Here is a 14,269-nt window from a genome sequence, read left to right as displayed (position 1 = left end):
AGGACTGATGAAGACGTTATCTCCCGCAGTAATCACATTACCCTGGCGTCAGGACGCCGCTGAACGCTATTTTTCGACATTAAGCCATCTGCCCTGGGCGATGCTGCTGCATTCGGGTCAAGCCGACCATCCGCATAACCGCTTTGATATTCTGGTGGCGGATCCCGTCACCACGCTTGTTACGCGAGCTACAGAGACCGTAGTGCAGGACGGGCACGCAACCTCTCGCTCGCTTGATGATCCCATGACGGTATTACATTCCGCACTAACCGCACACAAGATTCACCCCGAATATCACCCCGACCTGCCGTTTCAGGGCGGTGCGTTAGGTCTGTTTGGCTACGATCTTGGCCGACGCTTCGAATCTCTGCCCACTATTGCAGAGCGCGATATTACGCTACCGGATATGGCCGTTGGCATTTACGACTGGGCACTGATTGTCGATCACCAGTTGCAGACCGTATCGCTGCTCAGCCATACCGATGTCGAGGCTCGCCTGAAATGGCTCGACGCGCAACAACCGCCAACGCGTGAGCCGTTTACATTAACTTCGGCGTGGCAGTCTAATATGAGCCGTGCTCAGTACGGCGAAAAATTCCGCCGGGTGCAGGATTATCTGCACAGCGGTGACTGTTACCAGGTCAATCTTGCCCAGCGTTTTCAGGCGCATTACCAGGGCGATGAGTGGCAGGCATTTGTCACTCTCAATCACGCCAACCGCGCCCCGTTTAGTGCATTTATTCGTCTTGAGGAAGGTGCAATCCTCAGCCTTTCGCCGGAACGATTTATTCTGCTGGAAAACCAGCACATCCAGACGCGTCCGATTAAAGGTACGCTACCGAGGCTTGAAGATACCGATGCCGATCGTGAGCAGGCCCGGCGACTGGCGAATTCGCCGAAGGATCGTGCGGAAAACCTGATGATCGTCGATTTGATGCGTAATGATATTGGCCGCGTTGCCGTACCGGGTTCGGTACAGGTTCCGGAGCTGTTTATCGTCGAACCGTTCCCTGCCGTTCATCATTTGGTCAGCACCATTACCGCACGTCTGCCAGAGTCATTATACGCCACCGATCTGCTACGCGCCGCCTTCCCCGGCGGCTCTATTACCGGTGCGCCGAAAGTGCGGGCAATGGAAATTATTGACGAACTGGAGCCACAAAGACGCAACGCCTGGTGCGGCAGCATTGGTTATCTGAGCTTTTGCGGCAATATGGATACCAGCATTACCATTCGCACGCTGACAGCCACAAACGGACAAATTTATTGCTCCGCAGGCGGTGGTATTGTTGCAGACAGTCAGGAAGACGCTGAATATCAGGAAACATTTGATAAAGTGAATCGCATTTTGCACCAACTGGAGAATTGACACGTGGAATACAGCAGCCTGACGCTTGATGATTTTTTATCGCGCTTTCAACTCCTGCGCCCGCAGGTCAATCATGCCGCGTTAAACCAGCGCCAGGCCGCCGTACTGATCCCCGTCGTGCGTCGCCCACAGCCGGGGTTGCTGTTAACCCAGCGTTCCGTTCACCTGCGCAAGCACGCCGGACAGGTCGCATTCCCCGGTGGGGCAGTGGATAGCAGTGATGCCTCGTTAATTGCCGCCGCCCTTCGCGAAGCGCAGGAGGAGGTGGCGATCCCACCTTCATGCGTAGAAGTGATTGGCGTTCTGCCGCCTGTCGACAGCGTGACCGGTTTCCAGGTCACCCCTGTGGTAGGCATTATCCCGCCTAATCTGCCGTATCGCGCCAGTGAAGATGAAGTTTCCGCAGTGTTCGAAATGCCGCTGGCCCAGGCCCTGCATTTAGGTCGTTACCACCCGTTGGATATTTACCGTCGTGGCGATTCACATCGCGTATGGCTTTCCTGGTATGAGCAATATTTCGTCTGGGGAATGACTGCCGGAATAATTCGTGAGCTGGCGCTGCAAATTGGCGTCAAGCCCTGACTATACTTATCTTTACGCACACAATAGACAACTTGAAACTCAGGTCACAACATTAGTAAAACCGCGGTTATCTATTAGTTTAATTCATGTGAATAGTTAAGCCGATCGCCGCGTTCCCTCTTACACTATGCGCAGTTATAACATCGTTACTGGAAAGCCCAGTCGCCCTGTAGGAGTATTATCGTGATTAGTCTATTCGACATGTTTAAGGTGGGGATTGGTCCCTCATCTTCCCATACCGTAGGGCCTATGAAGGCGGGTAAACAGTTCGTCGATGACCTGGTCGAAAAAGGATTACTGGACAGCGTTACTCGTGTCGCCGTCGACGTGTATGGTTCACTGTCGCTCACGGGTAAAGGTCACCACACCGATATCGCCATTATTATGGGTCTGGCGGGCAATGAGCCTGCTACCGTGGATATTGATAGCATCCCCGGATTTATCCGCGACGTAGAAACGCGTGGACGCCTGCTGCTTGCGCAGGGTCAGCACGAAGTGGATTTCCCGCAGAATGACGGGATGCGTTTTCACAACGGCAACCTGCCGCTGCATGAAAACGGAATGCAGATCCATGCGTACAATGGCGAAACCGTCATTTATAGCAAAACCTACTACTCAATCGGCGGTGGATTCATCGTTGATGAAGAACATTTTGGTCAGGATGCCTCGGGCGAGGTCAGCGTGCCTTATCCGTTCAAATCCGCTACTGAAATGCTGGAATATTGTAACAGCACCGGCCTGTCTCTTTCTGGCATGGCAATGCAGAACGAACTTGCGCTGCACAGTAAGAAAGAGATTGAAGAGTACTTTGGCCACGTCTGGCAAACCATGCAGGCATGTATCGATCGTGGCATGAACACCGAAGGTGTGCTGCCGGGTCCGCTGCGCGTTCCTCGCCGTGCTTCAGCCCTGCGTCGTATGCTGGTTTCCAGCGATAAGCTGTCCAACGATCCAATGAACGTGATCGACTGGGTGAACATGTTTGCGTTGGCCGTTAACGAAGAAAACGCCGCGGGCGGTCGCGTAGTGACAGCGCCAACCAACGGTGCCTGCGGTATCGTGCCTGCGGTACTGGCCTATTACGATCATTTCATTGAGTCCGTTAGCCCGGATATCTATACCCGCTATTTCCTGGCGGCCGGTGCGATTGGCGCGTTGTACAAAATGAACGCCTCTATCTCTGGTGCAGAAGTAGGTTGTCAGGGTGAAGTGGGCGTAGCCTGCTCCATGGCTGCCGCGGGTCTGGCTGAACTGTTAGGCGCAAGCCCGGAGCAGGTGTGTGTTGCTGCTGAAATCGGCATGGAACATAACCTCGGTTTAACCTGCGATCCGGTTGCCGGTCAGGTACAGGTTCCGTGCATTGAGCGTAACGCAATTGCTTCAGTGAAGGCGATCAACGCTGCGCGTATGGCAATGCGCCGTACCAGCGCGCCGCGCGTCTCGCTGGATAAAGTCATTGAGACTATGTACGAAACGGGTAAGGATATGAACGCCAAATACCGCGAAACGTCACGCGGTGGCCTGGCGATCAAAGTTCAATGTGACTAATACTTAATTTTCGCCCATCTGCGACGGATGGGCGAATTTGCCCCCTCTCCCTCGTCTACTGTAATTTTCCCCACTACACTTGCTCTGTTGCTGTTGGCTTCTGTGACCAACGGCTTATCGGGCGGCCCGCATGCAAACAGCACAACGGATCATTAAAAATTATCGCCGGAATCGCTTAATCGTCTGCACAGTATGTGCACTACTGACGCTCATCCTCACATTAACTGTCAGATTTATTTCGGAGCGTAATTTAAATCACCGAAATATCGTCACCTTTGCCAACCATGCTGTAGAAGAACTGGATGACGTGCTTTTACCCTTGCAGACCGGACGGGATGTATTGCTGCCGTTGATTGGCCTCCCCTGCTCAGTGGCGCGTTTACCCTTAAGCAAACATGCCGCAAGGTTGCAAACGGTGCGTTCTATTAATCTGATTCAAAGCGGGATCCTCTATTGCTCCAGCATTTTTGGTTATCGTAATGTTCCCATTAGTCAACTGCAGCCCGAATTACCCAGCAGGGAACCGCAACTGCTGCTGTCTACCGACCATTCGTTGATTAAAGGCAGTCCGATTCTGACTCAGTGGTATCCGTCCTCTGCCGATGGTGAAGATGGCGTGCTGGAAATCGTCAATATTGACTTATTGTCGTCTATGTTGCTTGAACCCCAGCCGCCGCAGATCACCGATGCCAGCTTAACCGTTGGTAATCGGCATCTACTGTATGATCAAGGTGTTGTCGATACGCTGCCTAAGCTAAATGATGAAAAACGCTACCAGCTTTCATCTCAACATTTCCCGTTTACCATTAGCGTCACCGGCCCCGGTCCCAGTGAGTTGGCGGTAAAACACCTGCCAACACAGCTGCCGCTGGCGGTGATCCTAAGTTTATTAGTGGGTTATCTGGCATGGCTGGCTACCGCCAGCAGAATGAGTTTCTCATGGGAGATTAATCTGGCCCTTGCTGCTCGGGAATTCGAACTATTTTGCCAGCCGCTGCTTAATGCGCAAACCCAGCAATGCATGGGCGTGGAAATCCTTTTACGCTGGAATAACCCACGCCAGGGTTGGATCTCTCCGGAAGTGTTTATTCCCATTGCAGAGGAGCACAACCTGATTGTGCCGCTTACCCGTCATGTCATCGCAGAAACCATTCAGCAACGACACGTTTTCCCGATGAGCAGCCAGTTTCATATTGGGATTAATGTCGCCGCCAGCCATTTTCGTAATGGCACGTTGCTAAAAGATCTTAATCAATACTGGTTCAGCCAGCACCCAATCCAGCAATTGGTTATCGAACTGACCGAACGCGATGCGTTACTGGATGTGGATTATCGGGTCGTACGCGAATTAAATCGGCTTGGCGTAAAACTGGCGATTGATGATTTCGGCACCGGCAATAGCTCGCTCTCCTGGCTGGAAAAGCTCCGCCCGGATGTGCTGAAGATCGATAAATCATTTACTTCGGCAATAGGAACAGACGCCGTGAACTCAACCGTCACAGACATTATTATTGCTTTGGGGAAAAAATTGAATATCGAACTGGTGGCGGAAGGCGTTGAGACACAGGCGCAAGCTCAGCATTTGCGCCGACACGGCGTACATTTATTGCAAGGTTTTCTGTATGCCAAGCCAATGCCGCTGCGCGATTTTCCAAAATGGCTGGCGGGCAGCACGCCGCCGCCCACCCGGCATAACGGGAGACACAGTATGCCCGTCATGCCGTTTCGCTAAACCCGGTTACTCGTCTTCGTCGTGAGCGGGTTGTTCTTTAACAATGCGAACTAAATCCACACGATAGTCATTCGCTTCGACAATCGTAATGCTCAGCGGTGCGACCTCGATAACATCACCTACACGAGGAATATGGCCGTTAGCCGCAATGACTAAACCTGCCACCGTAGCGATGTCTTCGTCTTCATTCACTAACGTATCCACGTCCAGCGCCTGTTGCAACGCATGCAGATCGGTACCGCCTTTGACCAACCAACCGCCTGCATCAGCTATAATTTCAGGCGTTTCATCAGCATCAGGGAATTCACCGGCGATGGCTTCTAATACATCCAGCGGCGTGACCAGACCCTGTACTACGCCAAACTCGTTAGTGACGATAACGAAGCTACCGCGGGCACGACGCAGAACGCCTAACAGATTGATCGGGTCCAGCGTTTCCGGAACAACAATAGCCGGAGAGGCAGAGGCAATCGCCGCCACATCCACACCGTCTTCCAGCGCCACCAGCAGCTCTTTAGCACGCACGATACCGATGATTTCATCCAGTTCGCCACGGCATACCGGGAACAGGCTATGAGGTGACGAAAGCAACTGCTCGCGAATTTCCTCCACGCTCAGGTCTGCATCAACCCAGCTAATCTCCCCACGAGGCGTCATAATGCCGCGTAATGAACGCGACGCCAAAGAGAGGACGCCGTTGATCATATAGCGTTCTTCTTCTACAAATGCGCCTTCTGGGACGGGAACCGGTACCGGATTGTCGGATTCCATCTGCACGCTGGCCTGACGTTTACCGCCCATCAGACGGAGAATCGCATCGGCAGTACGCGCACGCAATGGCAGCGTCGACTGGTGGCGAATAAAGTTACGACGGGCAATCTGGTTAAACAGCTCAATGATGATTGAGAAGCCAATCGCCGCATACAGATAGCCTTTCGGAATATGGAAGCCAAACCCTTCGGCAACCAGGCTCAGACCAATCATCAACAGGAAGCTCAAACACAGCACCACCACCGTCGGGTGTTGGTTCACAAAACGTGTCAGCGGCTTAGAAGCCAACAGCATCACGGCCATGGCAATCACTACTGCCGCCATCATCACTGGCAGATGGTTGACCATACCGACCGCCGTAATCACGGCATCCAGCGAGAACACTGCATCGAGGATGACAATCTGCGTTACGACAACCCAAAAGCTCGCATACCCTTTCGTCTGCCCGGTATCATGTTCACGGTTTTCCAGCCGCTCATGCAGCTCTGTCGTAGCCTTGAACAAGAGGAAGATACCCCCCAGCAGCATAATCAGATCGCGCCCCGAGAACGCATAGTCCATTACCGTGAACAGCGGCTTTGTCAGCGTCACCATCCACGAAATCACGGACAACAGGCCCAGGCGCATAATCAGTGCCAGTGACAAACCGATTAAACGCGCTTTATCTCGCTGTTTCGGCGGCAGCTTATCAGCCAGGATCGCAATGAAGACCAGGTTATCAATACCCAGAACAATTTCAAGAACGACAAGCGTGAGCAAACCCACCCAAATCTGCGGGTCCATTAATAATTCCATGACAAGCTCCTGCTTAAGGAATGACCAAACTGCGCGCTGAGGATCTCAGGCGTTAAAGCGATATGCAGAGAAAATTTGTGGCAAAAAGTGCCAATCTGACAGGCTTGATACGGCCTGAAGGTGAAATGACGTCGGTGACGATCCATATGGTGGGCTACTGCCGTATACTCCTGAGTAATTAAACAGATGCTAAACATAACAGAGAGAAGCGGTTTTTAGCAAAGATTTACCTTCCTTTGCAATAAGTTGTTTCGGAGATATTTTACCCTTCGAAATTTCTTTAAATCGGAAGTTAAATTACGGATCTTCATCACATAAAATATTTTTTTCGATATCTAAAATAATTCACGAAAATCATAGGTTTTTCTTTGTAACCCTTATCTGAATCGATTCGATTGCGGACGACGATTCAAATACATCTTCACGTTGATGTGTTAACGATAATAAAGGAGGTAGCAAGTGACCATTGCTATTGTAATAGGCACACATGGTTGGGCTGCAGAGCAGTTACTTAAGACGGCAGAAATGCTGTTAGGCGAGCAGGAAAATGTCGGCTGGATAGATTTCGTTCCAGGCGAAAATGCCGAAACGCTGATCGAAAAGTACAACGCTCAGTTGGCAAAACTCGATACCAGTAAAGGCGTGCTGTTTCTCGTTGACACATGGGGAGGCAGCCCGTTTAACGCTGCAAGCCGCATTGTCGTCGATAAAGAGCATTACGAAGTTATCGCCGGTGTGAACATTCCCATGCTGGTTGAAACCTTCATGGCGCGTGATGACAACCCGAGCTTTGATGAATTAGTGGCACTGGCCGTTGAAACCGGTAGCGAAGGCGTGAAAGCGCTGAAAGCCAAACCGGTTGAGAAAGCCGCTCCTGCCCCAGTAGCAGCGCCCAAAGCAGCAGCTCCCGCCAAACCGATGGGTCCGAACGATTATATGCAGATCGGCCTGGCGCGTATTGATGACCGTTTAATCCATGGTCAGGTGGCAACTCGCTGGACCAAAGAAACCAACGTAACACGCATTATCGTCGTCAGTGATGAAGTTGCCGCCGATACCGTGCGTAAAACGCTGCTGACTCAGGTAGCACCTCCGGGTGTGACGGCGCATGTGGTTGATGTCGCAAAAATGATCCGCGTCTACAACAACCCTAAATATGCAGGTGAGCGTGTGATGCTGTTGTTCACCAACCCAACCGACGTAGAACGTATCGTTGAAGGTGGTGTGAAAATTACCTCCGTAAACATTGGCGGTATGGCTTTCCGTCAGGGTAAGACGCAGGTAAACAACGCAATTTCTGTCGATGACAAAGACATCGAAGCCTTCAAGAAACTCAACGAACGCGGTATTGAGCTTGAGGCACGTAAGGTTTCTACCGATCAGAAACTGAGAATGATGGATTTGATTGCCAAGGTGAAATAATTTCCTGGCATTTACTTAGTTTTCACACTTAAGTCTGTATAGCAATAGGAGAAGTACAATGGAGATTACCACTCTTCAGATTGTGCTGGTGTTCATCGTCGCATGTATCGCGGGTATGGAGTCGGTACTCGATGAATTTCAGTTCCACCGTCCGTTGGTGGCCTGTACGCTGATTGGTGCCGTTCTCGGGGACATGAAAACCGGTATTATCATCGGTGGTACCCTGGAAATGATCGCCCTGGGCTGGATGAACATCGGTGCTGCGGTTGCACCAGATGCGGCACTGGCCTCAATTATCTCTACCGTTCTGGTTATCGCAGGTCACCAAAGCATTGGTGCCGGTATCGCGCTGGCTATCCCACTGGCAGCTGCAGGCCAGGTACTGACCATTATCGTTCGTACTATCACCGTAGCATTCCAGCACGCAGCGGATAAGGCGGCCGAAAACGGTAACCTGACGGCGCTCTCCTGGCTGCATGTATCCTCTCTGTTCCTGCAGGCTATGCGTATCGCTATCCCAGCGGTAATCGTAGCGATTTCTGTTGGTACCAGTGAAGTTCAGAGCATGCTTAACGCCATTCCGGAAGTCGTGACCGGCGGTCTGAACATCGCAGGCGGTATGATCGTGGTGGTTGGTTATGCGATGGTCATCAACATGATGCGCGCAGGCTACCTGATGCCATTCTTCTACCTCGGCTTCGTCACCGCGGCATTTACTAACTTCAACCTGGTTGCTCTGGGTGTGATTGGCGCAGTAATGGCGATCCTCTACATTCAGCTGAGCCCGAAATATAACCGCGTAGCCGGTGTACCTGCTGCGGCGGCTGGCAATAACGATCTCGATAACGAACTGGACTAGCAGGTGAGCGAAATGGTTGATATGACTAAAACTACCACCGAGAAAAAACTCACTCCGAGTGACATTCGTGGCGTGTTCATTCGTTCTAACCTGTTTCAGGGTTCATGGAACTTCGAACGTATGCAGGCGCTGGGTTTCTGTTTCTCCATGGTGCCGGCTATCCGTCGCTTGTACCCGGAAAACAACGACGCACGTAAGCAAGCGATTAAGCGTCACCTGGAATTCTTTAACACTCATCCGTACGTAGCGGCTCCAGTACTGGGCGTTACGCTGGCGATGGAAGAACAGCGTGCAAACGGCGCAGAGATTGACGATGGTGCCATCAACGGTATCAAAGTTGGTCTGATGGGTCCGCTGGCAGGCGTCGGCGACCCGATCTTCTGGGGTACCGTTCGCCCAGTATTCGCCGCGCTCGGCGCAGGTATCGCGATGAGCGGCAGCCTGCTGGGGCCATTGCTGTTCTTCGTTCTGTTTAACCTGGTTCGTCTGGCAACCCGTTATTACGGTGTGGCATATGGCTACCGTAAAGGTGTCGATATCGTTAAAGATATGGGCGGCGGCTTCCTGCAGAAACTGACTGAGGGGGCGTCAATCCTCGGTCTGTTTGTCATGGGGGCATTGGTTAACAAGTGGACGCACGTAAACATTCCACTGGTGGTTTCTACTATCACCGGTCAGGATGGTCAGACTCGTGTTACCACTGTGCAGACTATCCTTGACCAGCTGATGCCGGGTCTGGTTCCTCTGCTGCTGACATTCGCCTGTATGTGGCTGTTGCGCAAGAAAGTGAACCCGCTGTGGATCATCGTTGGCTTCTTCGTCATCGGTATCGCGGGCTACGCTGTCGGACTGCTCGGCCTGTAAAACTGTTGTACATCACCGGGGGCTTGCCCCCGGTTTTTCTATTTAGAGGGTTGAGGATTCATGACTATCACGGACCTGGTGCTGGTTCTATTTATCTTTTCGCTGCTGGCGTATGCCATTTACGATCAGTTCATCATGCCCCGCCGTAATGGCCCTACTCTGCTTACTGTCGCCCTGCTTCCCCGCAGCAGAGTCGACAGCGTTATCTTCCTTGGCCTGGTAGCTATTCTTATCTACAACAACATCACCAGCCACGGCGCGCAATTTACCACATGGTTATTATGTGCACTGGTATTGATGGGTTTGTATCTGTTCTGGATCCGTACGCCAAAAATCATCTTCAAACAGAAAGGCTTTTTCTTCGCCAACGTCTGGATTGAATATAACCGCATTAAAGAGATGAATTTATCTGAAGACGGTGTATTGGTGATGCAATTAGAACATCGAAGATTGTTGATTCGCGTACGAAATATCGACGATCTTGAGAGGATATATAAACTTTTAATTTCAAATCAATAGTTTATAAATATAGCCTGAACTATGTTTTTATATATCAGTAAAAAAACAATCATAGCCAAGGCTATATTTCACTGTCCACAATGTTATTTATTTTAACGTTTTATTTATAAATAAATCTAAATGAAAATCGTTTTCAACTAGAAGTCAAATATTATTTCTGCATTTCTTGTTTTATATTCTCAAAATATGTTAAGGTTGCGCCCGTCGTTGGGGAGTAGCCGATTTCCAGACTCCGGAAATGTACGTGTCAACATACTCGTTGAAAAACGTGGCGCGTACGGACTGAACTTACAGGTTTAGTCAGGCGAGACCATAGGCACATCAACTGCAATGCATATTTGAATGGCGCTGTATTTACAGTGATTCCAGCCTGTATGCATGGTTACTGGGGGCAGTGATGTGTTTTATGGATACCCCGGTCAGGACGCTGTTATGAATCTCACCGCTACCGTTCTTCTCGCTTTCGGCATGTCGATGGATGCTTTCGCCGCATCAATTGGCAAAGGCGCCACCCTGCATAAACCCAAATTTTCTGAAGCATTGCGCACCGGACTGATATTCGGCGCAGTAGAAACGCTTACGCCACTGATTGGCTGGGGCATGGGGATGCTGGCCAGCAAATTCGTGCTGGAGTGGAACCATTGGATCGCCTTCATTCTGCTGATCTTTTTAGGTGGGCGAATGATAATCGAAGGTTTTCGCGACAACGGCGATGAAGAGGAAGAACCGCAGCGCCGCCACGGTTTCTGGCTGCTGGTTACCACCGCCATTGCCACCAGTCTCGACGCAATGGCCGTCGGGGTGGGTCTGGCTTTCCTGCAGGTCAACATTATTGCCACAGCGCTGGCCATCGGCTGCGCCACATTGATTATGTCCACGCTCGGCATGATGATTGGTCGTTTCATTGGCCCAATGCTGGGCAAACGAGCTGAAATTTTGGGTGGGGTGGTGCTGATTGGTATCGGTGCCCAGATCCTCTGGGCACACTTCCACGGTTAATTCAGACGCTGCCAGACATGAATACTAAAGTCGGTCTGGCATTCAAACGTCGTTTTCCCCGCTAACGTTTCCCACACTTCCGGCTTTGCCCGCCAGGCGAACGGCGTCATTTGCAGTAATGCAACGGCCTCGCTGCCCTGAAGCTGCATCTGATATCCCAGCGCAATGCTCTGTTGCAGAACAAAACCGTCCAGTTGCTCAGTATGGGGCGCATGCAAACGCACCTCATCATAAATCAGCCCTTTCAGTTCCATTAAATGACGCGGTCCCGGCGTGGCGGTGATCACCCATCCACCCGATTTAACCACGCGAGCCAGCTCTTGCGCTTTACAGGGCGCATAGATCCGGATGATTGCATCCATTGACTCGTCTGCGAACGGCAGACGATGGCTGGAGGCAACGCAAAAGATCACCTGCGGATAGCGTCTGGCTGCGGCTTTAATTGCCACTTTGGAGACGTCAAGACCAAAGGTTGTACAGCCCGCCAGCACGTCGGCAAACGCATGGGTGTAATACCCTTCCCCACAGCCAATATCCAGGATCGCTGCATCTTCTGAATTCGACTTTTCTTTAAGCACATTCACAATCGCATCACGCAACGGTTGATAGTGCCCAGCATCAAGAAATGCCCGTCTGGCTTGCATCATTTCAGCGCTATCACCCGGATCGCGCGACCGCTTATGCTGAACCGGCAGTAAGTTGACATACCCTTCTTTCGCCACGTCAAACTGGTGCCGCCCGGGGCAGACAAAACTGTTATTCGCTTGAGTAAGAGGCTGGTGGCAAAGAGGACAGGAAAACGACATGACAACTCCGGCAGGTGACTTAAGGGCGCAAGTGTAACGCGAATTGCGCCCTGGGAAAATAACTTACAGCGACGGCGAGGATACGTTGCTGCCGTGCATCACCAGCAGATGATCAGAGTCGGCAGGCATGCCATCCGGTTTAACGTTCTCCAGACGCAGGACATCTCCCATTATCTGGCTGAAGACAGGCGCAGAGACAGCCCCGCCATAATAAGCACCGTTTTGCGGATTATTGATGACGACCACCAGTGCAAATTTCGGGTCGCTCGCTGGCGCAACGCCTGCCGTGTAGGCCACGTATTTATCGACATACTTACCGTCATCACCAATTTTCTTTGCCGTTCCTGTTTTAACCGCCACGCGATAATCTCTGACCGCGGCTTTAGTTCCCCCACCACCGGGTAACGCGACGCTTTCCATCATATGTTCAACCTGGTGAACCAGCTCCTCCGGCATCACTCTGGTACCGATTACCGGCGGGTCAATCCGGGTAATCGAAAGGGGTCGATAGATACCAAAACTACCAATGGTTGCATATACGTGCGCCAACTGCAGCGGCGTTACCATTAATCCATAGCCGAATGCAAAGGTCGCGCGATCCAAATCGCTCCAGTAACGGCGTTGAGGCATTAAACCGTTACTTTCACCGGTTAATCCCAGTCCGGTTGGATCGCCAAAACCAAAGCTCTTATAGGTATCCAGCAACTTTTGAACAGGCATAGCCAGTGAAAGGTGCGACACGCCGGTATCGCTCGATTTCTGCAAAATTCCGGTCAACGACAGCTCCGGGTAAAATCCGACGTCGCGAATGCGATGTCCATCAAGGTAAAAAGGATGGGTATCAATCACGCTGTCCGGTTGTACTATCCCCTGCTGGAGTGCAGTCATGATCACCAGCGGTTTAACGGTTGAACCGGGTTCAAACGTATCGCTTATTGCACGGTTACGAAAATCATCCAGTACCGCGCCCTCACGGTTATTGGGGTTGAAGTCAGGAAAGCTCGCCATGGACAGTATTTCACCGGTAGCAATGTTGACCAGCACTGCGGCTCCTGATTCCGCTTTATTCCACGTAACGGCATTGTCCAACGCATCTTCGGTGACCGTCTGCAGGCGCTCATCGATGCTGAGCTGTAATTGGTGTGCAGGAACAGGCGTGACTTCGGTGATATTCTCGATTACATGGCCAAATTTGTCTTTACGTACCAGACGGGAGCCAGGTTTACCCATCAACTGGTTATTAAAGCTTTTTTCCAGCCCTTCAATGCCTTGTCCATCAATGTTGGTAAAACCTATGAGATTCGCCGCTACGTGGCCTGCAGGATAGAACCGGCGGGATTCCTCGCGCAGGTTAATGCCCGGGAGATTAAGATCATCGACCCACTCAGCCTGCTGAGGGGAAATTTGTCGTGCCAGGTAAATAAAACGTCCGCCAGGATTACTGTTAACGCGTTCCGCCAGCGTACTCAGTGACAGATGCAGAGCCCTTGCCAGAGCCTGCCACCGTTCGTTATAACCCACGCCTCCCTTGCTGATGATGGTCTTAGGATCGGCCCATACGGCGTTAACCGGAACACTTACCGCCAGCGGTCGCCCTTCTCTGTCGGTAATCATCCCGCGCGGCGAGGCAATAGTTACCTCACGTAATGAACGCATGTCTTCCTGTTTCACCAGACTTGTCGGCGTGACAATTTGCAGCCATGCAACCCGACCCAGCAGCAATCCCAGACTCAATAATATTGCCACACAAAGCAGGGCAAAACGTACGGGAGTAAAATTGCGCGCGTCGCCGTCGTTTTTCTTTTTCACCTGAACTCCAGCAAGATAGTTTTTCAGGTGTCTGATTTAACGAGAAATGTCGTAAGAAAGCGGGGAAAACTATGCTACGAACATCACGCCTTTGCAACAAAGCGCTAATGGGAGGGCATTTAGAAATATTTAGACGTATTTTGAATTAAAAAGCCCCGCATAGGCGAGGCTTTATATCTGAGATGGTTGCGCAT

The 14,269-nt window shown here is 51.4% G+C and carries 13 protein-coding genes; 9 read left to right on the top strand and 4 right to left on the bottom strand.

Annotation, left to right across the window (positions count from 1 at the left end; all coding sequences use genetic code 11):
- The first annotated feature begins 7 nt into the window (after positions 1-7).
- The 4 genes from pabB to pdeD all read left to right on the top strand — a co-directional run bounded on the left by pabB (position 8) and on the right by pdeD (position 5,231).
- Positions 8-1,369, top strand: coding sequence for an aminodeoxychorismate synthase component 1 (gene pabB / locus OGV71_RS16010; protein ID WP_044711058.1), 1,362 nt, complete (start codon positions 8-10; stop codon positions 1,367-1,369).
- A 3-nt stretch (positions 1,370-1,372) separates the two neighbouring features.
- Positions 1,373-1,951: a CoA pyrophosphatase gene (locus OGV71_RS16005; RefSeq protein ID WP_003020991.1), complete on the top strand. Its 579-nt coding sequence runs from the start codon at positions 1,373-1,375 to the stop codon at positions 1,949-1,951.
- Positions 1,952-2,134: 183 nt separating this feature from the next.
- Positions 2,135-3,499, top strand: coding sequence for an L-serine ammonia-lyase (gene sdaA / locus OGV71_RS16000; protein WP_003020994.1), 1,365 nt, complete (start codon positions 2,135-2,137; stop codon positions 3,497-3,499).
- 130 nt (positions 3,500-3,629) lie between these two features.
- Positions 3,630-5,231: a cyclic di-3',5'-guanosine monophosphate phosphodiesterase PdeD gene (pdeD, locus tag OGV71_RS15995; protein WP_003841621.1), complete on the top strand. Its 1,602-nt coding sequence runs from the start codon at positions 3,630-3,632 to the stop codon at positions 5,229-5,231.
- Positions 5,232-5,237: 6 nt separating this feature from the next.
- Here pdeD and yoaE read toward each other — a convergent pair whose 3' ends face one another.
- On the bottom strand, positions 5,238-6,797 hold the full coding sequence (gene yoaE, locus OGV71_RS15990) for a CNNM family cation transport protein YoaE (RefSeq protein ID WP_003844070.1): 1,560 nt from the start codon (positions 6,795-6,797) through the stop codon (positions 5,238-5,240).
- Entirely contained in the window at positions 6,785-6,943 is a 159-nt protein-coding gene (locus OGV71_RS25605; RefSeq protein ID WP_370766360.1) for a protein YoaL, read from the bottom strand. Before OGV71_RS25605 ends, yoaE begins: the two co-directional genes overlap by 13 nt.
- A gap of 313 nt (positions 6,944-7,256) precedes the next feature.
- Here OGV71_RS25605 and manX point away from each other — a divergent pair, with 313 nt between their 5' ends.
- The 5 genes from manX (at position 7,257) to mntP (ending at position 11,460) form a co-directional block, all read left to right on the top strand.
- Positions 7,257-8,219, top strand: coding sequence for a PTS mannose transporter subunit IIAB (manX, locus tag OGV71_RS15985; RefSeq protein WP_286533623.1), 963 nt, complete (start codon positions 7,257-7,259; stop codon positions 8,217-8,219).
- Between the two features lie 58 nt (positions 8,220-8,277).
- Positions 8,278-9,078: a PTS mannose/fructose/sorbose transporter subunit IIC gene (locus tag OGV71_RS15980; protein ID WP_286533622.1), complete on the top strand. Its 801-nt coding sequence runs from the start codon at positions 8,278-8,280 to the stop codon at positions 9,076-9,078.
- Positions 9,079-9,090: 12 nt separating this feature from the next.
- The gene (locus tag OGV71_RS15975) at positions 9,091-9,942 is read left to right on the top strand and encodes a PTS mannose transporter subunit IID (protein WP_008322630.1); all 852 of its coding nucleotides are present in this window, start codon (positions 9,091-9,093) and stop codon (positions 9,940-9,942) included.
- 60 nt (positions 9,943-10,002) lie between these two features.
- On the top strand, positions 10,003-10,461 hold the full coding sequence (locus OGV71_RS15970) for a DUF986 family protein (RefSeq protein ID WP_003021010.1): 459 nt from the start codon (positions 10,003-10,005) through the stop codon (positions 10,459-10,461).
- Positions 10,462-10,893: 432 nt separating this feature from the next.
- Positions 10,894-11,460 carry a manganese efflux pump MntP gene (mntP, locus tag OGV71_RS15965; protein WP_003021013.1) on the top strand — a complete coding sequence of 189 codons (567 nt, stop codon included), beginning with the start codon at positions 10,894-10,896 and terminating at the stop codon, positions 11,458-11,460.
- Here the strand turns inward: mntP and rlmA are convergent.
- Both rlmA and ftsI2 read right to left on the bottom strand, forming a co-directional pair.
- Positions 11,457-12,266: a 23S rRNA (guanine(745)-N(1))-methyltransferase gene (rlmA, locus tag OGV71_RS15960; protein WP_257651122.1), complete on the bottom strand. Its 810-nt coding sequence runs from the start codon at positions 12,264-12,266 to the stop codon at positions 11,457-11,459. The two genes, mntP and rlmA, sit on opposite strands and share 4 nt — an antisense overlap.
- 63 nt (positions 12,267-12,329) lie before the next feature.
- Positions 12,330-14,075 (bottom strand): peptidoglycan DD-transpeptidase FtsI2/PBP3(PARA), encoded by a 1,746-nt coding sequence (gene ftsI2 / locus OGV71_RS15955; protein ID WP_286533620.1) that lies wholly within the window; start codon positions 14,073-14,075, stop codon positions 12,330-12,332.
- Positions 14,076-14,269: the final 194 nt, after the last annotated feature.

It is taken from the genome of Citrobacter sp. Cf088 (assembly GCF_030334295.1).
Taxonomy (GTDB): domain Bacteria; phylum Pseudomonadota; class Gammaproteobacteria; order Enterobacterales; family Enterobacteriaceae; genus Citrobacter; species Citrobacter freundii.
Note: the sequence above shows the minus strand (reverse complement) of the source record. Positions and strands in the feature narration are given on the sequence as shown.